Below are 25,183 nucleotides of genomic sequence, written 5' to 3' on the forward strand. Positions count from 1 at the left end.
ACGGAAAGAACACCGAGCGGCAAACGGTGTTCTTTTTTTACGTTTATTTAATCGAAAAGTGTGCGAAAAGAAAACGTCCCGCGACTTAATTAGTATAGTCGGAAATTTTATCGCTCTTTTGTGCGCGCCGAGAGGAACACTCGCGTCATGTATAGTATAGGCGGTAAAAATTACAGAAAAAGCGAGCGGAAAGAAGGAGGCGTGGAAATGAGAAAATCAAAAGTATTTCGTAAAGCAAAAGGGGCATACAAAGGGAATTTTATCAAACTTCCGTCCAATCTAAAACATTACGTATATCACCCGAAGTACAAAGCCGAAATGAGTTATCTATATGCATTGATCGTAGACTATTTTAACGAAGAAGTCGGATATGCTTGGCCATCAACACATCGTTTAGCGATGGAATACGGTAAAGCGGAGAAGACAGTACGAACGCATTTGAATGTACTAGAAGAGTTGCGATTGATTCAAAAGCGCAGAGGATTATTAGGTAATAGTTATAGACCATATGAACCACTAGACGAGGACGAGTTTTTCGAAGTGTTTCCGGATGCAAAGAAGACTTATGAAAGAGCATTGCGTAAATTGGAGGCGGAAAGAGAAGCGGGAATAGAGCGTAAAAAAGAGCTTTATGGCGCTCATTTATTTGACGATTCTTCGGAATTTTGAGGAACGGTAAAAAAGTACAGTTAGACGAGGTATTCTAGGTGATTTCGTAAGGGTAATATTTACCGTCTAACTAGATTTATTGTAACGAGATTTAAGGAAAGAGATTTATGATAGCGAAGTATTCGCATACGCTCATACTTCGGGAATCATTTTCTATCGAAAATAATTCCTATCTTATATATTACCGATTAATTACATGTATAAAAGATATTCCGCTAAATAGTGATAAAGATAAAACATAACTGTATTGGTGGGGTGGCAGAGGAGGTTATTAAAACGACTGAAATAATCTACCGTAATCCAGGTGAAGGAGCGATTGATTTCACGAAACATTTCATTAGTGACTTAACTAGTGACGAGGCGCTACCTATAATTAGTCAACTTTTAAAGGGACGGCTGCACGATAAAGCGGACAAGCGTATTAAGCGGTGTGCATATTGCGGTTATTACTACCGAGATAAAACTCGACCGAACAACAGTAAGACATGTTGCAGTAAATGCAAGATGGATCTCGATACGTTGAGGCGAGCTATAATACGTGCGGATAAGGCGTTATTGAATCCGAAGAAACCGAAAAATGAAAAGTGTCACGTATGGTGGCTTGAATATCCGTTCTACGTACAAGAATATGAAATGTTAAAGCATACGTGGAAGTACGAAGTGCCTTATTATCCTAATAAAATAACGGTAATACATGCGGCGAAGCAACGAGATGGAATAATCGGAGGGAAACGAAAACCTAAACGGATTGTTCCATATAGCGGAAAGGATAAAGATGTAGATTAGCCGCAGTCAGAACGGTATAGAGGGAGAAATAAAAATCTATTTTTTAAGACTTCTAGTAATAAAAGGAGGTAGAAAGATGACCAACGAGATGTTTCGTGCAATTCGTTTATATAAAGATATGAGCCAAAATGAGTTTGCTAGATTTATCGGTGTCTCAATTGCGACGGTTGGGCGTATTGAAACCGGTAGTCTAGAGCTCACACCGAAAGTAAAAGCGAAACTGGCCGATAGGTTTGAGTTTAACGAAGAATTTTTTAGTTTTTTTGAAAATTATCTGAAAATATTTTAATCATACCGTAATTAAAAACGTTGGCGGGAGGCGGTTAATGATGGCGAGGAAGCGGAATAGTTCTTTACGTTCTAGACGTGAATTAAATAAGCGAAAGAAACCTAACGACGGTACTTATTGGGCTAAACAGCTATTACAAAAAATTGAGTCCATAGCTACTCAAATGAAATGAGGGTGAATACATGCGAATTGAAGTTTCACGTGAGGAATCTAACGTAATAATCGGAAATCAAGTGCAGGAAAATACGGAAACAGTGATTTGGTATAACGATGGAACTTTCGAAATAGTACCACCTGAGGAAACTATTTGGACCGAAGAAGATGAAGACGAGGAGGAGGGCATAAAGTGAGTGATCAGAACAAACAATGGTTAGAAAAACGGGCGAAATTTGAGCGGCAGTTGGTGGATGCAAAACAAACGGTGTTGAAGTATGAAGAAACACTAAGGCCTTACCGTACAGTCACAGACAGTGAATATTCAGCGGCTAAAAAAGCAATCACACGTTTATATACTGAGATCCATGACGGAGATTATGAGGCGGGAAAACCTGTTAATCCGCTTGAAACGATGTCACTTACAGAATTACAGGCATTGTACGAAAAAGAAAAGGAGATGTATTTAGAGACAGATAGTCGAGATGTAAAAACGTTAACTAGACTATCTTCAATTGATACGCAAATTCAAAAATTACAAGGAGGAGTGAACTGATGGTAGTAAAGAAAGGTTTTCTTGAAAAAGCGAAGGAATTTATCTTAAGTAAATCGAAACAGAAGCAGGCGTTTTTTGACCGAGATCATGAATTAAAAACGAAAATTACAGAGTTAGAAGCGAAGCGTAGCGGTATTATTGAGGCATATGATCCTACTAAGGGATTAGATCAGGATGCAATAGATAAAATCGACGCTGAAATTGATGCTGCACATAAGGAAATTGCCATTCTTACTATTGGAGAAAGCAAAGTATCTAATTATGAATTGGGAGACTTAATTAAGCATGTTAGTGAGGCGAAGAAAGAAGCAGAGGAATTTCTTGAAAATAAATTAACTGAGGATGAAAAAATCCGTGAGGAAATTCTTGCAACGAAAAAGGCGTTTTTAGAAGCGCAAGCGAAACACTACAATTTAACTAGAGAAGCTGCAAATTATGCATCGGATGTTAACGAATCATTATCGGAGTTAACGAAAAGTATTTCGATTGAGATTGATAGATTGCGTGAAAAGGCAAGGAAATTAGAGAGGGAAATACAATCGCTCATCCCAACGGGACACTTTTCTGAGGGTGCACCATATGTAGGGCAAGCTCAGGTAGAGGTATTACGGGAAGAGTACAGTAAAGTTCGAGGTGAAATAGCTAGACTTGAACCATTAATAGGTGACGTCGGTGATCGTATTTGGCGATTAGAGAGTCGTACAGACGGGAACTATCGACCAATCTACTTTATACATGACAACGAACAAATCGATGCAACACAAAAAGGAATTGTAAAAGAATAATCAACGTTTGGTGCGATGCCTGACCTCCTAGCTACTGTTAAATGGTATCACCAAATATCTTAATGAGCCGCTATTTTTAGCGGTTCTTTTTTATTTATCTAAAACAAGGAGAGATCACATGAATACAATCGAGAATCTAAAAGAAATGGAAAAGTTAGTGGGAAAATTAATGAAAACATCCGAGTCTACAGAGACAAAATACCATATCGGCAGGTTGTTGCAATTGTTTGGAAAAGAAGCCGAAAACTTCGGGAAGTTAAACCAAGCATTAAGCGGTGAACTAGCTGAACTAGAAGCGTTACGAGGGTTTGTCAAATCGCAAGGGCTGCAAGCTAACTTCGAATCCTATAAGAGACTTGGGAGTAGATAACTATGTCTACAAATCGAGTAGAAGTACAGTTAATAGCGGATATATCTAACTTACAGCGCGGAATGCAGCTAGCAACCCAAGCAGTACGCAACTTCCACCAAGCAGTAAGTCAACCGATAAATATACCGACTCCTAACATGAGCGGTTGGAATTCAGCAGTCCAAAGTGCCGGACAACATGTACAGCAATTAAATAATCAAATGCGGAATATGACTCCACCTCCACCACCGAATATGAGTTCATGGCAAAATACGTTCCAGAACGTAGGTAACCGAGTTCAAGAGGTGGGGCATAGAGTCCAACAAACTGGACAGGTAATGCAAAGTTCGTTTGCTCCAGCGGCAGCAGCATCGGGATTCTTCTTAGGAAAAATGATACAAGATGCGAGAGAGTTTGAGAGCCAAACCCGTAGGGCGGCTGTACTTACAGGTGGATCATATAACCAGGTGAAAAAGGATATTTTAGACATGGCCAAGACCTCTGTTTATTCCACTAGCCAAGTAGCCGCAGCCTATGCGGAACTTGGCGCAAAGGGCTTCGATGCTGCTAAATCAACCGCAGCGCTACCAGGCGTTCTATCAGCGGCCGCAGCTTCCGGAGAAGATCTCGGAATGGTAGCGGATACTGTAACATCTGCACTGAACTCTTTTGGTATGGAAGCATCACAAAGTGGACATGTAGCCGATGTGTTAGCTCAGGCGGCAAATTCAACAGCAGCGGGTGTGTACGATATGCAATACGCTTTTAAGTACGCAGCGGGCCCAGCAGCACAGTTAGGTATTTCGATGGAGGAACTTGCAGCATCTGTCGGTATTATGTCTGATAATGGTATCAAGGGTGAGACTGCTGGTACAGCATTACGTGCATCATTATTACGCTTGGTTAAGCCACCGAAAGCAGCAGCTAACATGTTGAAAGAGTTAGGCGTTACTACGACCGACAGCAGCGGTAACATGAAGTCGCTTTCTCAAATTATCGGAGAATTACAAAAAGGTATGACAGGTATGACGAAAGCTCAAAAAGGTGCGGCGTTAGCGACGATATTTGGTACGGAAGCTGTTTCTGGTATGATGGCACTTGTTTCAGCAGGCCCGGAGAAAATCGATAAACTTACGCAATCCCTTGTTAATTCTGGAGGAGCTTCAAAAGAAGCGGCTGATAAAATGCTTGAGGGTTGGGCGGGCGCGCTGAAGATGATGGAGTCTACTATAGATGCAAACTCTAAACTATTTGTAGATGCACTTGGACCTGCTATAGAAGCGGTTGCTAATTCTATTACTGGATTGGTTAACTGGTTTGCTAAGTTGTCAGGGACCATGCGAAGTGTAGTCGCTATCTCAGCCGCATCTATAACCGCGTTTTTAGTTATCGGGACCGTAGTGGGGATGATGGCGAGTGCAATCGGTACTACGCTTATTCCTCTTGGTGCTCTTATCAAATGGCTCGGTAAAAGTACAGTAGTCGCAAAGTTAGCAAGCGGAGCAATGGTTGCTCTACGAGCCGCTTTCGCATTCTTAACGGGTCCTATTGGCATAGTAATCATGGCTCTAACCGCAATGGGCGTAGCGTTAACTCAGCTTTACCAACGTAATGAAGCTTTCCATAACGGAGTCAATAGTGCATGGGATTCCATCAAGTCAAAAGTAACCGAATTATCTTCGGCGTTTATGAATTTCGCAGGGCCAGCAATCGACGCGGTAGTTGCAGGATTTAACCGTTTGAAGTCGGCTATTACAGCGGCGTTTTCCGGTGATTTCAGTCAACTAGGCGAGATATTTAAAATAATCGGACCATCCATTGCGGCCGCTATTATCGGAGGAATTCCAGGGGTAATTATCTCGGTATCTCGTTATCTACCGGCAATCGCGGAACATCTTAATGCCAACAAAGGTGTTATTTTAGAGGCGATTACAAACGTATTTAATTCAGTAGCGGAATTCTTAACTACGACTCTTCCAAAATTAATCGAAGTTGGTTCGCAAATGATTATGAGTCTAGTAAACGGGTTGGTCCAAGCAGCACCTTCTATATTAGAGGCAATGGTCGGCGTGATTAATACAATTATGCAATCAATCGCTGAAAATTTACCGATCCTTATCGAAGCAGGTATGCAAATATTGCAAGCGATAATCACTGGAATTACACAAGTACTACCTACGATTATCGAGACGGGTTTACAGCTTATCTTAACGCTAATTCAAGGCATTATGCAGATGATACCTACGTTAATACCTGTAGCTGTAACGATTATAGAGACAATTATTAACGGAATTATGTCGTTTTTACCGCAGTTAATTGAGATCGGCATTAACTTGTTGACTACGCTAATTACTGGAATCACACAAGCACTTCCAATGATTGCGTTGGCGATTATCATGGTAATTACTACGTTAATCGATGCAATTACAGCGAACTTACCAGCGATTATTACGGCAGGTATTTCGATACTGACTACGTTGATTGACGGGATTGTCCAGATGTTACCTCAACTAATCGATTTAGCGGTCAATTTAATTACGAAAGTTGCTGATACGATTCTAGCGAATCTACCCACAATCATAGATGCAGGGGTAAACATATTGATGGCGTTAATCGATGGTATCGTTAAGATATTACCACAGCTAATTAACGCAGCTTTAACGTTAATCGCTAAAATCGTGGAGACACTTATCGTTAACTTACCGAAAATCATTGAGGCGGGAGTTAATATTTTACTAGCGTTAATTGCTGGTATTTTTAAGATAATTCCACAATTAGTAGTGGCGGCGGTTAAGTTAATCGTAACGCTAGTAGGCGAGTTAATTAAGAACTTACCGAAGCTATTAGAAGCGGGCGTTAAATTAATCGAAGCACTTATCAAAGGTATCCTATCGCTTTTAGGATCGCTAGGAAGTGCTGCGTTAGAAATAGGCGGAAAGATTCTAGATACGCTTAAAGAAGTCGATTTATTTGGTATCGGTGTAAATATTATTAAAGGCTTGATTGGCGGTATTGGTTCGATGTTCGGAGAAGTTTGGGGCAAGATGAAAGAACTCGGAGACGGCATCAAAGATAAATTTACAAGTATATTATCGATCCACTCTCCGTCACGCGTTTTCCGAGATTACGGTGTATACACCGGTAAAGGGTATGTAAACGGCGTCGACGGAATGAAAAGTGCAATACTTCGTACATCCGAAAACATGGCTAATTGGATGAAGCCAGAAATGTTAGCGGTAGATACAGGTGCATCAATACCTAGAGGAGTAAGTGGGTTAGGTGCGTATCAATCAGCTAAACCAACGCCAAGCATGTATAAGCCGAGTCAGTACGACAGTCAACTGTCTAGAGATAAGCAACCGGCGAATATTAACATACAACTCGGTAAGCAAGAGTTTTCGAGATTTGTTGACGATATTACTGGCGAGCAAGAAGCGGTTAGAATACGAAAAGAAGTATTTTAAGGAGGGCGGTAATATGAAAGAAGCACCCGTAATTGACTATGACAAATTAGATAAAGAGATTGAGGACATGCGAGCAAAAATCGAAGCATTTAAGCAAGAACGTATTGCAAGAGGTTTACCACCGAAGCGCCCCGATCGTTTCGTAGACAGGGAGATTTCAAAAGTTTTAGCGGACAAGATGGAACACCTTTTCTCCTACGCCAAAGGGTACGGTGCTTTATTAGTATGGACTAAAACACTACAACCAACGGAATATGATACGATACATCGGAAATATAACGATTATACTTTGTTGTTAACTGAATCAATTGATTTAAAGTACAAGTGGACAGGCGCTGGCCTTCGAATACTATTAAGAACTTTGAAACTCATCGATAGAGGCGAAATTAGTTATGAGAAAGCTAGCCGAAAGTTTTATGACATATTCCTGACATTGAAAATAAGTGATATGGAATTAAATCAAATCGTCGAAAATCCGTTACCGGACATCGACGAAGAACGTTTAGCGCAGTTACGGAGTGATGAATCATTTTTACAATCGGAAGTAGAACGTTATTTAAAATACTACGAGGAAATTAAACATTTAATATAAGGAGGGAATACATTGAATTTACGTGACCTAAAACAAGAATTAACCGATGAACAATTACATGCGGCTACGAGGTTGGTAGAAAACTCATTCGCAGGTAGGGAGCGGAAAACACTCGAAGAGATTGCCGAAGAACTAGGGATTTCACGTACTACATTGTGGATGTGGAGTAATGACGTTAATTTCATTCGATATAAGGAAGCGTTAGCGGATCAGTTATTACGCGCTAATATCGATTTGGCAAACGGCCAACTATTAGCGTTAATCAAAGGAGAGTATACAAATAATGGCACGCCTGCGATTAAAGCGCTAGAGTTATTTTATAAGTTGAGTGGTAAGTTAGTCGATAAGAAAGAGATTATTACTAACGTTGATAAGCCTAAGGTATCACAAAGCGAGATCGAAGAAACATTAACGGAATTAGGAAAAGGGATTTAATTATGACGGCGGATTCTCCTACGTGGAGGGTCCGCCACTTTTTTGCCTATTTACGCCGGAAAAAATGATATATAACGACAAAGGTTATATAATGAGTAATGCAATTGTATTACAGTGGTTGTAATGTATTGCGTAAATCATTGAGTTAGGATAAACGGCGGGTTTCACACAGCTCGAGAGCCAGCCATTTTAGATTAGGTTACTAATTTGTTTTATCTAAAGGGATTTGTTTACAGAGAGATTCAATGAATTTTTCGGTTACTTGAATGAAATGAAGGCAAGCAGTATCGTTAATTTTAATAAGATTATCCTTTTTGTCAATCCCATCTATTCTGTGAATAGCCTTTTCCAATCTTTCCTTTTTCCAGCTACTATTTTTATAGGGAGTTTTAAGTGTATATCCTCTACTATGAACGATGCAGTTTCGAATTTGGTTATAATAAGTTAACTCCTGCCACATATCGTTAGCGATTTCTATACCTAAAATGTTTTCACAGTATTTCTTCGCTAAAAATATCCCACTAGTATACTTGTTTTCCTGTTTTTTATCGAATTCATCAATGGATATTAGATTATCATTTTTAAAATGATAGCCATATTTATAACATAAATTCATAAAACGTTCTTCAAAAAGACTATATATGCCTGTAATAAAAGAATAGCGAATAAATTGAGGATAAGTATTATGACAGTGCCAAACTTCTAACATTTTATCGGGGTATAGTACTTTCTTTGTTTGATTTTCATTATCTTTTATATTGTAATAGTGAGTAGGATCATCGGCTTTTTGTTTGAAAGTTGATTCTACCGTTAAAATACATTCTTTAATATTAGTGAGGTCAATTTTCACAACTTCATAGAAATCCATAGGATTATTAAAATTTGGAAATCTACTAGAAATGACTCCATCATCTATTAATTCTTCAATTTCATACGGATGAAACATTCAATCACTCCTATATGTTTACTGTGACGCTTAAGTAATCGTTTTATTCGAATTTAATACTTCTATAATAGCAACTAGTAATATATTTCGTCCAATTTACGTTACAAACCTTCGCAATAATATGCATATGAAGTCTTACGTATTTTACGGCGTTTTAATCCCAAAGTTATTTACTTAATTGTAGTTCTGTTAAATAGGGGGGGCGAATTGGGTTAATTATAATAGTGCACTTTTTTATTACGGAAGGAGGCGCAGTTTTTTATAGATAACTTCGTCGGAAAACGCAATTTCTTGCGGTATTTATTTAACGAAATCCACACTTTACGGCTTGTACAAATAGTAATATGTAGGGTAAAATGTGGATAACGATAAACATCGTTAAGAGTGAACGGTATCAACAACCGTATTGAACAAAAACATTCCTCATTATACGTCTTCAACCTCTAAAGTATCGTAATTAAGCGAACACGGCTTTTTATTATCGATACATCGTCCACATTCCAATATCTTTAAACCCTAGTCGTTTATAAATACGTCCAGCTGCTGGATTGTTATAAAACAAACAAAGTGTTCGGCCTTCTTTCGTAAAGTCCTGAATCATTTTCTGTAATATGAGTGAAGCATATCCGTTTCCGCGATAATTCGAATGTGTACATACGCCAACTACCATAGCGGATAATGAATTTTCAGCGGAAGTTGAGGAGGATGCGATGATTGCGCCGTCTTTTTCAATATAATATGTACGTCCTGTATTTGTTTCGATAGCTTGCCTTAACATTTTTTCTGATTCATTAGCAGTCGGGAATTCAGCGATGTCACTTCGTAATTTCATAATTTGTTCTATATCATCGAGTGAGGCAAGTTTAATTGTTTCATGAATTGGTGTGCTAGGTAAGTTGCTGTCATTTAGACATTCGCAAAAATACATTTCATTTTTGGCGCCTAGTTGTACACTTGGAGCAGTTTCAAATCTTTCTACAATAGTTGACTTGCCAGAGAGTTTAAGCGGCTTATATGCGGAAAGAAGTGCCTCATAGTCAGTAACCACAAACTCTTCTTTACTATACGGTATAAATGTATCGTGAAAGCGAAGTAAAATCGATTTTAATGTTCCATTCTCTTTATATACGCCCCATAATTCTTGAAAGTCTGTTTCATAACCGAAAGCTTCTAAATCCCCAATAATAAACAAGTTAAGGGCTGCTTCTTCTTTTAGGTAAGCGAATACTTGTTCATGATCTTTCTTTGTTAATTTTCTCATCATAAAAAATCGACCTCTTTTTTATTTTTCTAAATATTACAACTTAAGTTTTTTGAAATCAATATAAAATTTTATGTTTAGTTCACAAAGTTTCGGAAAAACTAGGAAAGATATGACAAAGGAGGTTATGAACGGTGGATCATCCAATTCAAGGATTAATGAAAGCAGCAATGGAAAATTTAAAAGAAATGGTCGATGTAAATACGATTGTTGGAGAGCCTGTTCAAACGGCTGACGGTGGTGTAGTGTTAACGGTTTCTAAAGTAGCGTTCGGTTTTGGAGCAGGAGGTTCTGATTTCCAAACGAATGATGGACAAAGAGCGAACGGTAACCCTGCATTTGGTGGCGGTAGCGCGGGTGGTGTTTCTATTACACCAGTAGCATTTCTAGTCGTGAATAAAGACGGGGTAAATATTCTTCATTTACAAAATGCGACACATTTAGCAGAAAAAATAATTGAATTAGCTCCACAAACAATTGATAAAATTCAATCGATGTTCCAAACAGATGAAAAGAAAGAGGGAAATCATCACCCTCAAAACCCAGATGAAATCCTTTAAAAACGCCTGCTCATAAGCAGGCGTTTTTTCTTGTAATCAGTATGTAATAAAACACATGAAATTGTAAATAGTTTTTGAAGTTTTTTCTATGTTTCTAAAATTTTTCATGTTAAAATATGCTATAGAATTGAAACATATAAAACGAAGGTGGCTAGGTGCTTTGTCTGGAGGATCTGACCAAGTAAACAATATGATATATATTAATGGTAATCGTCGGGGTCATTGTTTTATTACATCTGGAATTACGTTTAAAGAGTTTGCAAGTAACATCCCTTCACCGCTTCATCAAGTATTGCTTTTAAAGCATAATTTTGAGTGGACAGATTTTCATTATCATACTTTATTTGAATATGTTGAGGAAGAAAACATACATAAACTCATTCAAGCAGAGATTGATGAATTTGATGAATTTTGTTGGGTAGATTTCGATGATGCAAGCGATTTAGATGAGTTAGAGCCAAAAGAAATTGCAGAATTATTATATTTGGCTCACAAAAAAGAACCACTTGGAAGAACGTTCTTCCCATTGTTGAAGAATAGATTTGTTTATTTTTCACATGATGACGGTTGGTACAACAAAGTGTATTACCGTAGAATCGGTGATTTTGTAGGAATGCTGAGTAAAGTGATTCCATATAAACTCGGTTCGTTTGGAAAGAAACGTTTTACTTTCTTCCAAAAATCAAAAATTTTCCCAGCAATTTCAAAGGAAGTTATCCTTGGGCTTATGCCGTTAATGGAAGATGGATTATACATTGATTTAGCGGGGAAAATTGAGTCGAGAAGAGGTCTTGAAATTCCGGTATATGTAGTAGGATCATTCGAAAGTACGGATGAGGTACTAGATAATATCGATGAATTGAAAGCGGAAGCAACAGAAACGGGTTGGCTCATTTTTGATAAGAAAGAACAAGAGTGGCAATGGGTTGTAGACTAAGAAAACTTGGCGCATGAAGTCAAGTTTTCTTGTCTTTTGAAAGGAGAACAAATGAAGAAATATTATACAATTGTGGGTATTGTAAGTATTATTCTCGTGGCAATATTACTCATAACTTGTCCGAAAGAATCAGATTTTAAATTGTATTTAGAGGATAAGTATGCATTGAAATGTGACGAGAGTAGCTTTGAATGCACGCAAAATGTAGATGAAAAAAAAGAGAAATTACAGTTTGAAAGTATTGATGCACGAAATGGTGTTTTCTTTATGACTGTAAAGCAAACGTATAAAACAGAAGCTGGTGTTACGAAAGAATATAGCGGAGTAGGTATATTCGGTACATTTCTTTTTGTTTCAGAGAAGACTTTCTAGTAATAGAAGGTCTTTTTTTTATGCTTATGTTCATATAGATGAAGTAAGACAAGCATAGGAGGGGTATTGATGAAGAAGGGATGTATCGTTTGTGGTGGTGAGGAGTTTTTTTCTTCAACATTATATGCACGTACGAAACAAGATTGGGCATATGCGCCAAACATGTACCGATTTGAAAAGGTGTTTATTGAGCATAGAGATGAAGAAAATTATCCAGTTTTTCAAGAAATTACAGCGAAGCATTGTTGTGGATGCGGTCATATTATGTTGTATCACGAATGAACACACCAAGTATAACTTGGTGTGTTTTTTTTAAAACGCTGACAAAGCAAGCGGATAGAGTAAAGTAAATAAAACAGAAAAACTACCAAAACCAATTGCGGTATATCCAAGTGTTCTCGCTCCAAAATTGACAGCTAATAAGCCAACTAAAATAGCAAGGGAGCCGAGTGTAACAGGATAAAAAGCAATGGAGAATAACGAAAGAAATAATGCGACATAGCCGATCATTGCACCGGTATTTGTACCTTCTATTTCATTTGCAATTTCTTTGCGCTCATGTCTAATCGGAATACCAGCCGGAGATATTTCAGCTGCATACTCTTCGTTTTTTTCACCACTTTTAAAATGATGATTTCTCTTTCTTCGCATGTACATCCCTCTCTTTCAATTGGGTGTATCTATAGTATCTTTCATAAGGAGCAGAACATGAGTATGAGTTAAACCCAAGTAAAGCAAAAATTGGAGAAAACAGATTCCGTTGTTATCCTGTTTATCCCGCTATTTGCCGTGCAGTAAGACCCCCACCTCAAAATTCGGCTGGAGCAAAGAAGTTAGATGGGAGTCGGGCTGCCAGTAAAAGCCCGATTGGTTCAAATAATAATCAGTGGGGGCGAACAAACACCCCCACTGATTAAAGTTTCACTTTATCTCCTTATGAAGATAAACAGGGATTTTGGAACATGATGTAGAATGAAATGAATGATAATACGTGAAGGTAGGGGAATGTATGGCGAAGTTTAATTGGCATGAATCGGCAGAGAAAAAATGGGATAACGATGCAGAGTTTTGGAATCAAAATAGTCAAGAAATGTGGGATAGCGGGAGCAGGAGTACAATCATTCCATTTTTTGAGCAGTACGTGGAAAAGGAAGTACAAGTGTTAGATGTTGGCTGTGGTGATGGGTATGGTACATATAAATTAAGTCTTACTGGCTACAAAGCGGTTGGGGTGGACTTATCGGAAGTTATGATTCAAAAGGGTAAGGAGCGCGGAGAAGACCCAAACTTATCTTTTATAAAAGGTGATCTTTCTTCATTACCATTTGAAAATGAGAAATTTGAAGCAATTATGGCAATTAATTCTTTAGAATGGACCGAGGAGCCGTTGCGAGCATTAAATGAAATAAAGCGTGTTTTAAAGAAAGATGGATACGCATGTATTGCAATTTTAGGACCGACAGCAAAACCGAGAGAGCACAGTTATCCGCGCCTATATGGCAAAGACGTTGTTTGCAATACGATGATGCCTTGGGAATTTGAACAGTTAGCAAAAGAACAAGGATTTGAAGTTGTAGATGGTACCGGCGTATATAAGCGTGGAGTAAATGAGAAGATGTTAGGTCAGCTACCTACAGAGTTACAACAAGCGTTAACATTTTTATGGGTATTTATGTTAAAAAACGTATAACAAAATTGAAGGGTTTTAGGAGGTAAATAAGTGCAGAAAATACAAAAAACTGATACAATATCATCAGAATCAATTAAAGGGGGACTAGGGTATATGACAACTACTACAACAGTTAAATCTGATATTGAAATCGCACAAGAAGCAAGTATGAAGAAGATTCAAGAAATTGCAGCTAATTTAAATATTTTAGAAGAAGAACTAGAGCCATACGGACATTATAAAGGCAAGTTATCTCTTGATATTTTTAAGCGTTTACAAGATGAGAAAGACGGTAAAGTTGTTTTAGTAACAGCGATTAACCCAACTCCAGCAGGAGAAGGTAAATCAACAGTAACAGTTGGTTTAGGCCAAGCTTTTAATAAAATTGGTAAGAAAACAGTAATTGCACTTCGCGAACCATCTCTTGGACCAACAATGGGATTAAAAGGCGGAGCAGCAGGTGGCGGTTATTCTCAAGTAGTACCAATGGAAGACATTAACCTTCACTTTACTGGAGATATTCATGCGATTACAACTGCCAATAACGCATTAGCGGCGTTTATTGATAATCATATCCAACAAGGAAACACACTTGGAATTGATACGCGTAAAATCGTTTGGAAACGCTGTGTTGACTTAAATGATCGTGCCCTTCGTAACGTAGTAATTGGCCTTGGTGGACCGGTTCAAGGTGTACCACGTGAAGACGGTTTTGATATTACAGTAGCATCTGAAATTATGGCCGTATTCTGCCTTGCAACAGATATTCAAGATTTAAAATCACGTCTATCTCGCATTGTTGTCGCTTATAATTTTTCAAATCAACCTGTAACAGTTAAAGATTTAGGAGTAGAAGGAGCGTTAACACTTCTATTAAAAGATGCATTAAAACCGAACTTAGTACAAACATTAGAAAATACACCAGCTATCATTCATGGCGGACCATTTGCGAATATCGCTCACGGTTGTAACAGTGTTATCGCTACGACAATGGCAGCAAAATTAGGTGATTATGTTATTACAGAAGCTGGATTCGGTGCAGATTTAGGTGCCGAGAAGTTTTTAGATATTAAAGCACGTGCAGCTGGTATTAAACCAGAAGCGGTAGTTATTGTTGCGACTATTCGTGCGCTTAAAATGCACGGTGGTGTGGCGAGAGATCAATTAAAAGAAGAAAATGTAGATGCGTTAGCAAAAGGTATGGAGAACTTACAGAAGCATGTTGAAACAATTCAAAGCTTCGGTGTTCCTTTCGTAATTGCCATTAACAAATTCATTACTGATACAGATGCAGAAGTTGCATACTTACAAGAATGGTGCAATGAGCGTGGCTATGCAGTATCCTTAACAGAAGTTTGGGAGAAAGGTGGCCAAGGCGGAGTTGACCTTGCTGAGAAAGTGTTAAAAGAAATTGAAAAAGGTGAAAACAACTACGCACCACTTTATGAATTAGAATTACCATTAGAAGAAAAAATTCGTACAATTGCTCAAAAAGTTTACGGCGCAAAAGATATTGAATTTGCTCCGAAAGCACGTAAGCAATTAGCTCAATATGAGGGAGAAGGTTGGAGTAACCTACCGATTTGTATGGCGAAAACACAATACTCTCTTTCAGATGATGCAACAAAATTAGGTCGCCCATCTGACTTTATCGTTACAATTCGTGAATTAAAACCATCTATCGGTGCAGGGTTTATCGTTGCGTTAACAGGAACAATGTTAACAATGCCAGGCCTTCCTAAACAACCAGCAGCACTACAAATGGATGTAAATGAAGATGGAAAAGCAGTAGGTTTATTCTAAAAGGTTGTAATTCATCTCGTTTATCTGTAAACTATATATACATCAAGTGGCGCCTTTCCATCGAAAGGCGCCTGTTTTTTGGAGGAAATTATGTTTGATCCAACTGCTTTTGAAAATTTAAAGGTAATTGTGGAAGGAGCTGTCTATGATTTCGATTTACACGGTGATATTCTCGTAACGGATCGAAAAGATGTGATGGACCTTGCTTCATTAAGTCGTATGTATAGTATTTCATTTCAACTAACAGAAACATTTAAAACGATGGTAGAGGCGACATTTTCACTATCTGTTGATGCAAAGAATTTATCAGGTGAAATATTAGAAGTACCTCAGTTTATACCAGGTTGTGAAATGAAGCTGGAATTCTCGTTCGAAATGGAGCAACCAGAGATAGGATGCGAAGAAATTGAAACTTTATTGCATTCTATATGGGGAAAAGAGCGAATGATTACGCAAAAAATTTCATACGAATATAATAAGCAAGCGATTTCATATCATAATAAGGTAGAGGTTCTATTTCAAAAATCGATTACAGAAGACCATGTTGATGATTTAATAGCTGTTATTTCACACATGATAGAAACGGTGCGAACAATACAACATTTTCTTCAAAAATAGAGATAAAGGAGAAAAACAAATGATAAAAGATATGCAACCATTTTTACAACAAGCTTGGGAAAAGGCTGGTTTTAAAGAATTTACTGAAATTCAAAAACAAGCGATTCCAACTATTTTAGAAGGACAAGACGTTATTGCTGAATCTCCAACTGGAACAGGAAAAACATTAGCGTACTTATTACCACTTTTACATAAAATTAATCCTGAAGTTAAACAACCTCAAGTTGTAATTTTAGCGCCAACTCGTGAACTTGTTATGCAAATTCATGAAGAGGTTCAAAAGTTTACAGCAGGAACGGACATTTCAGGTGCGTCTTTAATTGGTGGTGCGGATATTAAGCGCCAAGTTGAAAAATTAAAGAAACATCCGAGAGTTATTGTCGGTTCACCAGGACGTATTTTAGAGTTGATTCGCATGAAAAAATTAAAGATGCATGAAGTGAAAACGATTGTATTTGATGAGTTTGATCAAATTGTAAAACAAAAGATGATGGGTGCTGTACTTGATGTAATTAAATCAACGATGCGCGATCGTCAATTAGTATTCTGCTCGGCGACAATAACAAAAGCTGCAGAAGATGCGGCACGTGATTTGACAGTTGAACCACAATTAGTACGTGTAACACGTTCAGAGGCACAGAGCCTAGTTGAACATACGTATATCGTTTGTGAGCGTCGTGAAAAAAATGATTATATTAGAAGAGTTATGCATATGGGAAATGTAAAAGCAGTTGCCTTCTTAAATGATCCATTCCGTTTAGATGAAATTACTCAAAAACTGAAGTTCCGTAAAATGAAAGCAGCAGCACTTCATGCAGAGGCAAGCAAACAAGAGCGTGAAGTAACGATGCGCGCGTTCCGTAGCGGGAAATTAGAAATATTACTTGCTACTGATATTGCAGCACGTGGATTAGATATCGATGATTTAACACACGTAATCCACTTAGAGTTACCAGACACAGTAGACCAATATATTCACCGCTCAGGACGTACTGGACGTATGGGCAAAGAAGGAACAGTTGTTTCTCTTGTAACAGAACAAGAAGAGCGTAAATTACTTCAATTTGCGAAAAAATTAGGTATCGTGTTTACGAAACAAGAAATGTTCAAAGGAACATTTGTAGAATCGAAACCACCAGCACCAAAGAAAAAGAAACCAGCTTTTACTGGTAAGAAAAAGCCTAGATAAATAAAGAGAAAGGCGTAACTATTTGTAGTTACGTCTTTTTTGTTTGTAATTGAATAACAAAGGAAATTTAAATGTACCTATCTTATAAGAAATATCGATAAAGGTGAATCATTTCTCATTTAGTTTGTACAAGGAAGTAATGTAAAGAGAGTCGAATATTAAACTGATGCGAAATAATAAAAAGAAGGTACATATATGGATAGGAAATTAGGAATGTTTTTGAATACGAAACATATTGAAGTAAACGAAGGAATAGAAAAAGCAAGGGAATGGGATTTAGAATATATTCAATTATATGCTATGAATAAGAACTTCAATTTAGCTAATATTTCAAAGGCAAAATGGACTACTTTAAAGAAAAGGTTATCTTTTAATGGAATAAAGGTTCCATCATTAGCAATTAACTTTGGAGAAAATGGAATTATAGGAACGGAAGTTGACAGTGCAATAGAGCAGTTTAAATACATTACTGACAGAGGTTTGGATCTGGGAGCAAAGATAATAACAGCTCATATCGGGAAAGTTCCAGATAATGAAAAAAGTGAGTCCTATGATAAAATGGAACGAGTTTGTTACGAGATAGGGGATTTAGCATTCAAATTTGGAGGAGTCTTCGCTATTGAGACGGGGTCTGAAAAAGCATTAGTGTTAAAATGATTTTTAGAAACTATAAACTCAAAAGGACTAGCTGTTAACTTTGACCCAGCAAATTTAATAAGTGATGCAAATGAAAATCCGGTAGAAGGTTTATTACTATTAAAAGATTATATAGTACAAACTCATATTAAAGATTGTAAAGGAGTGAAAAGTGATAGTTCAAGTAAGTATATAGAAGTAGCAGTAGGAAATGGTGAAGTAGATTTCGATATATTCTTCAAGGTATTAGATGAAATTGGATTCGACGGATATAACATGATTGAAAGAAATGATTATTTTGACGAACTGAATGGGATGAGTAGGTCGATAAATTTTGTGAAGAAGTACATATAAACTCAAAAGGAATAACAATAGCACCTGTAGAAAGCTACATAGAATGTAAAAAACAATTGGAGGAATACAAATGATTCATAAAATCGGACAAATTATGTTATATGTAAATAATCAAGATGAGGCAGTAAATTTTTGGAAGGAAAAGGTAGGATTTCATGTAGTAGCAGAGGAAGATAACAAGCAAGGAATGAGATGGATTGAAATCGCTCCAACTAAAGATGCAGAAACGAGTATCATACTACATAATAAAGAAGTGATTTCGAAAATGAGCCCAGAATTGAATCTTGGTACACCGTCTTTAATGTTCTTCTCAGAAAATCTTGACCAATTATATACAGATTTAACAAATAAAAATGTTACAGTGGGTGAAATGGTAACAATGCCTTCGGGTAAAGTGTTTAACTTTGCTGATAGTGAAGGGAATTATTTTGCGGTTATGGAAAAGAACAAATAATGATATTGTTATGTGAAAATCCCCCTCGTAAATAATGAGGGGGATTAAATATTTGAAGTCAATTTTTTATTAACGAGTTGTTCTATAAAAAATGTTCCTTTTTCAATTGCAGTCTCAATATAACCAACGATTTGATCAAATGAAAACACTTGTAAGTTTTCGTGCAAGTGTTGCTCAGGATATAGCATATCTTCAAAAATATATTGCCGAAAAGCTAAAACATTCTTTCTAGAAATCTCCTCTATATTCACAATGTTAGCCTCTTGATTAAGTAGGGCGAAGAGCTGCTGTTCTTTATCGTAATGATGCAACAATTGTGCGTTCAATAATTTAAAATCGTTATAGTACATAGGTGCGATAGTTTCGTCGTTTTCTATTCTGTTTTTAAGCCAAGGTAGAAAAAAGCCGCTTAGCCAATTATCATCGGCAATGAGGTGGGTATAATAACCTAAAATATAAGGGGAATCCAGATGATCTTCGTATTTATGAATAAATGAATCATAATCTATTCTTCTCGTATAGTTCTTCGTTGTACCAGCGTAAAAATGTGAAGTTCCTTTTTCTTTTTTTGAATGAACAGCATCAGGAGCTACACCACCAAGTAAGAAAGAAGTTTTATCTTGAATAGATAGTTTCTCTGCAATACCGCTCGCGATAATGATATGCATAATTCGTGATCCCATGAATAACACCTCTATTTCATGTATTCATTTTAGGGAGCTGTCTGAACGTGGAGTATTACTTTCCCTGTACTTTGTCTACTTTCGACCCATTCATGTGCTTTCCCTGCATCTTGAAGAGGAAAAGATTTCGTAGCTTTAATTTGTAAACTTCCATCGCGTAAATAACGGAAAACTTGATTCGCAGTTTCTTGAAGCAATTCAGGACGTTTTTTCCGTGTAGTGCCAAAGCTGAAACCGAGTATAGAACGGCAACTTGCGTGTAAATCTTTCGTTTGAAAACTACCAACTTCTCCGCTAGCATTGCCGAAATGGACGAGACGACCGTAATAAGCAAGGCATTCTAAACTTCTTTCGGACACAGTACCAGAAATAGAATCTAAAATAATATTAACGCCTTCTCCGTTTGTAAGTTGATTTATCCTCTCTACAAAATCTTCATCTTGATGACAAATAACATAATCAGCGCCAGCATCTAAAGCAATTTTTCTTTTTGCTTCATTTCCAACAGTACCGATAACTTTTTTAGCCCCTAATAGTTTTGCAAGTTGAATCGCTGTAGTACCAATTCCACCAGCAGCTGCATGGATTAGAACTGTTTCATCTTTTTGTAGTCTTGCAACATTTGCAAGTAAATTGTAGCTTGTAAAAGATACGATAGGGCAGGCAGCTGCAGCTTGAAAATCGACTTCAGCAGGTAAAACGAAAGTAAGATTTTCGTTTGCGACAACGTATTCTGAGTAAGATCCGTTTTGAGGGAAAGCGATGACACGTTGTCCAGAATGAATATTTTTCACTTGAGAACCTACGTGTTCTACAATACCAGCTACATCTATACCTGGAATAAAAGGTAATGCTTTGTTTCCTTTTTTGCCATAGCGTGATTTAATATCGGCGAAATTAACACTAGTAGCAACAACACGAATTAAAACTTGATTGTCTGAAATAGCCGGCATCTCCACATCTGTATATTTCATCACTTCAGGACCACCGAACGAAGTTACAACGATAGCTTTCATATACATCCTCCTAAATTTGAATATATATTTTATTTTAAATCTTTATTAGAAATTGGAAAATTATATAATTGTTATGCAGGGTTATAAGTGAAGCTTATGAAGTCATTGCATCATTATATTAATTTATTTGAAAAAACTTTGAAAGAAATCGAACGAAATATCGTTTTCTTGCCAATATATAGTGTAGGACAAAGGAGGGATGGTACATGAAGGGGGAAACAGTGTATTCAGATTTAATCCAATTAACTTTATCAGGCAATAAAGAAGCATATAGCGAATTGTATGATAAAACGATTCAAGAAATATATAAGACAGCACATTTTTTAATAGAAGACAAAGCAGATGTAGATGATGTCGTTCAAGAAATATACATACAGCTATATGAATCGCTTCGTAAATATGATAGCGAGAAGCCATTTAGACCTTGGCTAATTGGACTTGCGATTAAACAAATTCATTCTTATAGAAGAAAGAGGTGGATGCGACTACGAATTGTAAAAAAAGCAGAAGAGCAAAGAAAACCAGTACAAATTGATTTTTCTAGCGATGTTGTAAGTAAAATATCAAACCAAAAATTAATTGAACTCATTCATAAATTACCGTATAAATTGAAACAAGTTATTATCTTAAGATACTTACATGATTACTCACAAGAAGAAGTAGCACAAATATTACATATTCCAATCGGTACAGTGAAGTCTAGAATTCATGCGGCATTAAAGAAACTACGCCAAAAAGAACAAGTAGAAGAAATCTTTTTAGGAGAGGTAGGGAATGTGAAATGAGCTTAGATTGTAGAGTTAGAGAATCTATACAAGAAGAAGCGAAGGGGATTATTGCCCCGCCGGAGTTAAAAGAAAAAGTAATCGTTCAAATTAAAATGAAGCGCGGTGGAAGTAAAAGGAAGAAGCGCCTTATCGCAGGAGTGCTTGCAGCCGCATTTTTAATTCCGACAACTGGTTTTGCTTATCAATCTATTATGGCAGATGGTATATACGGGTCGTTTGAAAATTTAAAGAAGCATGCCGGAGCTATAACATTAGAAGGATACATGCGTTTTAATGCAAAGTTATCACAAGCGAAAGATGAAATGGGTGCAAAAGAATATAAAGAGTTTACAAAAGAACTAAAGAAATTAACGAATGCAAAGCTTGAGTATGGGGATTCGAACGGTAATATTGATTATGATCAATTATCACCAGCTAAAAAAGAGGAATTGAAAAAGGTAGAAATGGAGCTTCAGCCGTATTTTGATAAATTAAATGGCCATAAATCTAGTAAAGAAGTATTAACTTCAGAAGAGTATGAACAATATATGGAAGCGTTAATGTCATATCAAACCGTATTAGTAAAAGCGAAATCGAGCGGTGGGATAACAGTAGAAGAAGTACCTGAAGCGTATAAAGAAAGATTTATTAAAGCAGAACAGTTTATGGAGTATGTAGATGAAAAGGTGAGCTTTTCTTATTGAAACGTAAATATATTAACCACCTATTCCTTTTGCTAGCAATAAGAAATATACAAATATTAGTATGACTCCATTTAATGTCGTACCAACTATTTTAAATAGCCAATTCTTTGATGCGATCGCAAAAATAATACCGAGTAATGAAAGAATACTTAGAAGCACAATAATTAATGTTAAATTTGCATTAGGTCCTCTTAAAACAAAGAAAGAACATATACTTGTGATAAACGTTAGAAACGAGAAAGTCCCTAATTTATACATAATAAATCTCCCTTGGTTGAAATGTATTTTGACTTAGCGCACGATTTCCTTTAGTTTAACATAAATTTCCTATTACCAATTAAATATATGAACAATAAAAAACGAGTATAAAATCTATGCGATTTCATACTCGTTTTGTTATTACTTAAATTTCCTTACCGCATGTATTGCGCTTATAAATAAACCACCATAACCAACGACATTTAAAAATTGAACATTAGGTTCTTTTGCATACAAGTCAGGGGCAGAATTACCTTGACTTGCTTAATAAAGTGAAAGTGAGAAATCACTTAGTTATATTCCTTACTATTCTCCTTGTCTTTTTGTATAAAACAATCTAAAAGCGAGTAACCAGCTATTAAACTAATAATGGTAACGAAAGTTGTATTCACAAGAATAATATTAGTTAAATAAGGTAGGTATTCACCAACTGGTGAAAAGAGTAATGCAGGGGAAAAGGAAATGAATAGTGTAGGCACTGTAATAGCAATAAATTTATCCGGTTGAAAGCTCCAGTTTTGTTTATTCATTGAATGATTAATAGATTGAAGGAATCGTAATAAAATGCCAACTATAAGAGGGAAGAGTGTAAAGTAGAATAATCTTGGATAAACGTTAAAATTCACTTGCGCGTCTGTATCTAAATAAAATTGAATTTTTACTCCGACAAATAATAATAAGACGATAAATAATGTGAAGCAGAGGTGTAGCATCACTTTTTGCATTGTATTCCACCATCCTTTACTCAAAATATATTCAAAAAAAGAAGAGATATACAATAACTGCTGTTTGTATATCTCTTCTTTTACTGTTAGTTAATAGTGGAATTTGATTTCTCTTGCTTCGTGAAATAATCAATAATGCCCATTGCACTAATTTCTATATCTAGATGTAAAATGTTATAAACGGAATGATTTGATGGAACGTTTAACTTTGTAAGATGAGAAGAGATTTTATCCATTAATAAAGTTTGTAAAGCTTTAGTCGCTTCATCGAAATCATTATACTTTTCAAAGACTTCTTTACCAGTACCAACGAAAATAGGTAACCAATGTTCAAGTTGGTTATATACTTCTGTAACATTGGATGATGCGCCGTAATGACCGAAATAAATAGTATCTACATTCATACTTTGAATATGATTTTTAGAAGCAATCATCTCATCTGGCTGGAATTGTGAAGGAGACGTTGATGGTAGATATAGTTCTACATCAAGGTCTGCGAGTTCTCTATAATAAATTCCTATTGTATCGCCAGTAAAAATGCCGTTTGTTAATGAATCGTGAATGCTAATATGGTGCTTCGCATGTCCCGGTGTATCATAAAATGTGAGTGTACGGTCTTCTGCAATTTTTAATGTATCACCATTTTGTACAATATGAACACGTTCTTCTTCAATTGGAAGAATTGGATCAAAAAGTTTATCAAAATCTTCTTTGTACACAGCTTTTGCACCAAGAATTAGTTTTGTTGGATCAATCATATGACGAGCCCCGCGCGGATGCACAAATAGAGTAGCATTTGGGCACTTTTCCATCATTAACCCTGCTGCGCCTGCGTGATCTAAATGAACATGTGTAACGATAATGTTTTTTACATCATTTAAATTAATATGTAATTGCTGTAAGCCGTCTAAAATATAGGGAAGAGAAGGGGCCGCACAAGTTTCAATTAAAGTAATATCGTCACCTAATAAAACGTATGTACCGGTGCGTTCATCATGTTGTAAGTCATAATCATCAATAAGATATAGATGAGAAGATAGTTGTTCTACTTTTTTCATACTTACCACTCCTTATATACGGTATGTATCTATTATACGCTAAAAATAGAAAAAGACAGAAAACGAAAGCTCGTCTTCTGCCCTTTTGTAATGTAGTTATTTCGTTTGTTCTTTATTGATAGACATAACGAACAGTCCAACAATGCCGCCAACGATCGGAAGCATAATTTCTCCTGCTAAATTAAAGTAGGAGCTTAAAAATAAACCATTTACATCGATTACCCAGCCAATAACATACAATAACATCATATATAGTACGAAATAAAACTCGCGATTTGAAATCGTTTCATGTTGTGCAGTTTTCATAATGAACACCATCCTTTTCTATTATAATGGAAATATAAACTGTCACATTTTGTTCACAAATTAATTGTAAAACTTTCCATCATAAAAGTCTAGTATATTGTGTCGAATTTTCGAACGGAAATAAAGCGCTATCATTTCGGTATGTGAGTACGTAATAAGAGCTGTATATTCACGAATGTAGTATAGTATAAACATAGAATGATAGTGAAGAGAGGGGTATGAACAATGACAGTTTATGATTTTTCAGCTAAAACAATAACAGGAGAAGAAAAATCGTTAAAAGATTACGAAGGAAAAGCACTTCTTATTGTAAATGTAGCTAGTAAATGTGGATTTACACCACAATATAAAGGGTTACAGGAAGTATATGATAAATATAAAGACCAAGGACTAGAAATACTCGGTTTTCCTTGTAATCAATTTGGAGGACAAGAACCGGGAACGGAAGCTGATATTACTAGTTTTTGTGAATTAAACTACGGTGTAAACTTCCCGATGTTTGCAAAGGTTGATGTAAAAGGTGACAAGGCTCATCCACTTTATACATACATGACAGAACAAGCACCAGGTTTACTCGGTATGAAAGCAGTGAAATGGAACTTTACTAAGTTTCTAATTGGAAAAGACGGGAAAATAGTAGGCCGTTTTGCACCACAGACGAAGCCGATGGATTTAGAGGTTGAGATTGAGAAGGTGCTTGGGGAATAATTAGGAGTTTCACTTTATTAAAAAACGCCTCAAAGAACAATGTAGTTCTTTGAGGTGTTTTCTTTAAACTCACATTATCAA

The 25,183-nt window shown here is 36.5% G+C and carries 32 protein-coding genes and 1 pseudogene; 24 read left to right on the plus strand and 9 right to left on the minus strand.

The features are described 5' to 3' along the window. Positions 1-207: 207 nt before the first annotated feature. The 11 genes from MHH59_RS10405 to MHH59_RS10455 all read left to right on the plus strand — a co-directional run bounded on the left by MHH59_RS10405 (position 208) and on the right by MHH59_RS10455 (position 8,078). A complete protein-coding gene (locus MHH59_RS10405) occupies positions 208-669 on the plus strand; it encodes a helix-turn-helix domain-containing protein (RefSeq protein WP_201056223.1) in 462 nt (153 codons plus the stop codon). Positions 670-924: 255 nt separating this feature from the next. Beyond that, positions 925-1,455 carry a hypothetical protein gene (locus tag MHH59_RS10410; RefSeq protein ID WP_340851182.1) on the plus strand — a complete coding sequence of 177 codons (531 nt, stop codon included), beginning with the start codon at positions 925-927 and terminating at the stop codon, positions 1,453-1,455. 76 nt (positions 1,456-1,531) lie between these two features. Next, entirely contained in the window at positions 1,532-1,744 is a 213-nt protein-coding gene (locus tag MHH59_RS10415) for a helix-turn-helix domain-containing protein (protein ID WP_201056226.1), read from the plus strand. Between the two features lie 37 nt (positions 1,745-1,781). Beyond that, positions 1,782-1,916 carry a hypothetical protein gene (locus tag MHH59_RS10420; protein ID WP_340851183.1) on the plus strand — a complete coding sequence of 45 codons (135 nt, stop codon included), beginning with the start codon at positions 1,782-1,784 and terminating at the stop codon, positions 1,914-1,916. Positions 1,917-1,926: 10 nt separating this feature from the next. Continuing rightward, a complete protein-coding gene (locus tag MHH59_RS10425; protein ID WP_201056228.1) occupies positions 1,927-2,094 on the plus strand; it encodes a hypothetical protein in 168 nt (55 codons plus the stop codon). Beyond that, positions 2,091-2,453, plus strand: a complete 363-nt coding sequence (locus MHH59_RS10430; protein WP_201056230.1) for a hypothetical protein — start codon at positions 2,091-2,093, stop codon at positions 2,451-2,453. Before MHH59_RS10425 ends, MHH59_RS10430 begins: the two co-directional genes overlap by 4 nt. Further along, positions 2,453-3,238, plus strand: a complete 786-nt coding sequence (locus tag MHH59_RS10435; RefSeq protein WP_201056232.1) for a hypothetical protein — start codon at positions 2,453-2,455, stop codon at positions 3,236-3,238. The genes MHH59_RS10430 and MHH59_RS10435 overlap by 1 nt, the downstream gene beginning before the upstream one ends. Before the next feature lie 118 nt (positions 3,239-3,356). After that, complete coding sequence (locus MHH59_RS10440; protein WP_201056234.1) at positions 3,357-3,608, plus strand: hypothetical protein; 252 nt, start codon at positions 3,357-3,359, stop codon at positions 3,606-3,608. Between the two features lie 2 nt (positions 3,609-3,610). Further along, a complete protein-coding gene (locus tag MHH59_RS10445) occupies positions 3,611-7,051 on the plus strand; it encodes a phage tail tape measure protein (RefSeq protein WP_242487682.1) in 3,441 nt (1,146 codons plus the stop codon). A gap of 13 nt (positions 7,052-7,064) precedes the next feature. Beyond that, the gene (locus tag MHH59_RS10450; RefSeq protein WP_201056236.1) at positions 7,065-7,643 is read left to right on the plus strand and encodes a hypothetical protein; all 579 of its coding nucleotides are present in this window, start codon (positions 7,065-7,067) and stop codon (positions 7,641-7,643) included. Positions 7,644-7,655: 12 nt separating this feature from the next. After that, positions 7,656-8,078, plus strand: coding sequence for a phBC6A51 family helix-turn-helix protein (locus MHH59_RS10455; RefSeq protein ID WP_201056238.1), 423 nt, complete (start codon positions 7,656-7,658; stop codon positions 8,076-8,078). Between the two features lie 202 nt (positions 8,079-8,280). Here the strand turns inward: MHH59_RS10455 and MHH59_RS10460 are convergent, their stop codons facing one another. Both MHH59_RS10460 and MHH59_RS10465 read right to left on the minus strand, forming a co-directional pair. Then, positions 8,281-9,024, minus strand: coding sequence for a hypothetical protein (locus MHH59_RS10460; protein WP_201056240.1), 744 nt, complete (start codon positions 9,022-9,024; stop codon positions 8,281-8,283). A 478-nt stretch (positions 9,025-9,502) separates the two neighbouring features. Further along, complete coding sequence (locus MHH59_RS10465) at positions 9,503-10,288, minus strand: GNAT family N-acetyltransferase (RefSeq protein ID WP_078214038.1); 786 nt, start codon at positions 10,286-10,288, stop codon at positions 9,503-9,505. 131 nt (positions 10,289-10,419) lie between these two features. Between MHH59_RS10465 and ytfJ the strand changes: the two genes are divergently transcribed. The 4 genes from ytfJ (at position 10,420) to MHH59_RS10485 (ending at position 12,436) form a co-directional block, all read left to right on the plus strand. Continuing rightward, positions 10,420-10,845, plus strand: a complete 426-nt coding sequence (gene ytfJ / locus MHH59_RS10470; protein ID WP_002127061.1) for a GerW family sporulation protein — start codon at positions 10,420-10,422, stop codon at positions 10,843-10,845. 160 nt (positions 10,846-11,005) lie between these two features. After that, positions 11,006-11,782 (plus strand): hypothetical protein, encoded by a 777-nt coding sequence (locus MHH59_RS10475; RefSeq protein ID WP_002085994.1) that lies wholly within the window; start codon positions 11,006-11,008, stop codon positions 11,780-11,782. Between the two features lie 51 nt (positions 11,783-11,833). Next, entirely contained in the window at positions 11,834-12,154 is a 321-nt protein-coding gene (locus tag MHH59_RS10480) for a hypothetical protein (RefSeq protein ID WP_002118741.1), read from the plus strand. A 69-nt stretch (positions 12,155-12,223) separates the two neighbouring features. Next, a complete protein-coding gene (locus MHH59_RS10485; protein WP_002012518.1) occupies positions 12,224-12,436 on the plus strand; it encodes a hypothetical protein in 213 nt (70 codons plus the stop codon). Between the two features lie 30 nt (positions 12,437-12,466). Here MHH59_RS10485 and MHH59_RS10490 read toward each other — a convergent pair whose 3' ends face one another. After that, a complete protein-coding gene (locus tag MHH59_RS10490; protein WP_001253195.1) occupies positions 12,467-12,805 on the minus strand; it encodes a hypothetical protein in 339 nt (112 codons plus the stop codon). A gap of 358 nt (positions 12,806-13,163) precedes the next feature. On the opposite strand from MHH59_RS10490, the gene MHH59_RS10495 reads away from it, so the two are divergent. From MHH59_RS10495 to MHH59_RS10520, 6 genes and pseudogenes are all read left to right on the plus strand, one after another. Beyond that, positions 13,164-13,844 (plus strand): class I SAM-dependent methyltransferase, encoded by a 681-nt coding sequence (locus MHH59_RS10495; RefSeq protein ID WP_002127066.1) that lies wholly within the window; start codon positions 13,164-13,166, stop codon positions 13,842-13,844. A 93-nt stretch (positions 13,845-13,937) separates the two neighbouring features. After that, positions 13,938-15,626 carry a formate--tetrahydrofolate ligase gene (locus MHH59_RS10500; RefSeq protein ID WP_002031556.1) on the plus strand — a complete coding sequence of 563 codons (1,689 nt, stop codon included), beginning with the start codon at positions 13,938-13,940 and terminating at the stop codon, positions 15,624-15,626. Between the two features lie 90 nt (positions 15,627-15,716). Next, positions 15,717-16,244 carry a hypothetical protein gene (locus MHH59_RS10505; protein WP_002065080.1) on the plus strand — a complete coding sequence of 176 codons (528 nt, stop codon included), beginning with the start codon at positions 15,717-15,719 and terminating at the stop codon, positions 16,242-16,244. 19 nt (positions 16,245-16,263) lie between these two features. Then, positions 16,264-17,433: a DEAD/DEAH box helicase gene (locus MHH59_RS10510; protein ID WP_002012513.1), complete on the plus strand. Its 1,170-nt coding sequence runs from the start codon at positions 16,264-16,266 to the stop codon at positions 17,431-17,433. Between the two features lie 195 nt (positions 17,434-17,628). Continuing rightward, positions 17,629-18,423 (plus strand): annotated as a pseudogene (locus tag MHH59_RS10515) (sugar phosphate isomerase/epimerase family protein). 70 nt (positions 18,424-18,493) lie between these two features. Continuing rightward, positions 18,494-18,877: a VOC family protein gene (locus MHH59_RS10520; protein WP_002186015.1), complete on the plus strand. Its 384-nt coding sequence runs from the start codon at positions 18,494-18,496 to the stop codon at positions 18,875-18,877. A gap of 44 nt (positions 18,878-18,921) precedes the next feature. On the opposite strand, the gene MHH59_RS10525 is transcribed toward MHH59_RS10520, so the two are convergent. Together MHH59_RS10525 and MHH59_RS10530 are read right to left on the minus strand one after the other, a co-directional pair. Beyond that, complete coding sequence (locus tag MHH59_RS10525; protein WP_002135913.1) at positions 18,922-19,560, minus strand: zinc dependent phospholipase C family protein; 639 nt, start codon at positions 19,558-19,560, stop codon at positions 18,922-18,924. Positions 19,561-19,589: 29 nt separating this feature from the next. Next, entirely contained in the window at positions 19,590-20,576 is a 987-nt protein-coding gene (locus tag MHH59_RS10530) for a quinone oxidoreductase family protein (protein WP_215564243.1), read from the minus strand. A 206-nt stretch (positions 20,577-20,782) separates the two neighbouring features. Here MHH59_RS10530 and MHH59_RS10535 point away from each other — a divergent pair, with 206 nt between their 5' ends. Beyond that, positions 20,783-21,361 (plus strand): sigma-70 family RNA polymerase sigma factor, encoded by a 579-nt coding sequence (locus MHH59_RS10535; RefSeq protein WP_002165914.1) that lies wholly within the window; start codon positions 20,783-20,785, stop codon positions 21,359-21,361. Beyond that, positions 21,358-22,047, plus strand: coding sequence for a DUF3600 domain-containing protein (locus tag MHH59_RS10540; protein WP_078178741.1), 690 nt, complete (start codon positions 21,358-21,360; stop codon positions 22,045-22,047). Before MHH59_RS10535 ends, MHH59_RS10540 begins: the two co-directional genes overlap by 4 nt. 12 nt (positions 22,048-22,059) lie before the next feature. Here MHH59_RS10540 and MHH59_RS10545 read toward each other — a convergent pair whose 3' ends face one another. The 4 genes from MHH59_RS10545 to MHH59_RS10560 all read right to left on the minus strand — a co-directional run bounded on the left by MHH59_RS10545 (position 22,060) and on the right by MHH59_RS10560 (position 24,394). Beyond that, a complete protein-coding gene (locus MHH59_RS10545) occupies positions 22,060-22,305 on the minus strand; it encodes a hypothetical protein (protein WP_078178742.1) in 246 nt (81 codons plus the stop codon). Between the two features lie 290 nt (positions 22,306-22,595). Continuing rightward, positions 22,596-23,030, minus strand: a complete 435-nt coding sequence (locus tag MHH59_RS10550) for a hypothetical protein (RefSeq protein ID WP_078178744.1) — start codon at positions 23,028-23,030, stop codon at positions 22,596-22,598. Between the two features lie 86 nt (positions 23,031-23,116). Continuing rightward, complete coding sequence (locus MHH59_RS10555) at positions 23,117-24,088, minus strand: MBL fold metallo-hydrolase (RefSeq protein ID WP_078178745.1); 972 nt, start codon at positions 24,086-24,088, stop codon at positions 23,117-23,119. Between the two features lie 96 nt (positions 24,089-24,184). Continuing rightward, positions 24,185-24,394, minus strand: coding sequence for a DUF3925 family protein (locus MHH59_RS10560; RefSeq protein WP_002127081.1), 210 nt, complete (start codon positions 24,392-24,394; stop codon positions 24,185-24,187). Between the two features lie 225 nt (positions 24,395-24,619). On the opposite strand from MHH59_RS10560, the gene bsaA reads away from it, so the two are divergent. Then, positions 24,620-25,102 carry a glutathione peroxidase gene (gene bsaA / locus MHH59_RS10565; RefSeq protein WP_078178746.1) on the plus strand — a complete coding sequence of 161 codons (483 nt, stop codon included), beginning with the start codon at positions 24,620-24,622 and terminating at the stop codon, positions 25,100-25,102. The last annotated feature ends 81 nt before the right edge of the window (positions 25,103-25,183 follow it).

It is taken from the genome of Bacillus sp. FSL E2-0195 (assembly GCF_038003645.1).
Taxonomy (GTDB): Bacteria; Bacillota; Bacilli; order Bacillales; family Bacillaceae_G; genus Bacillus_A; species Bacillus_A mycoides.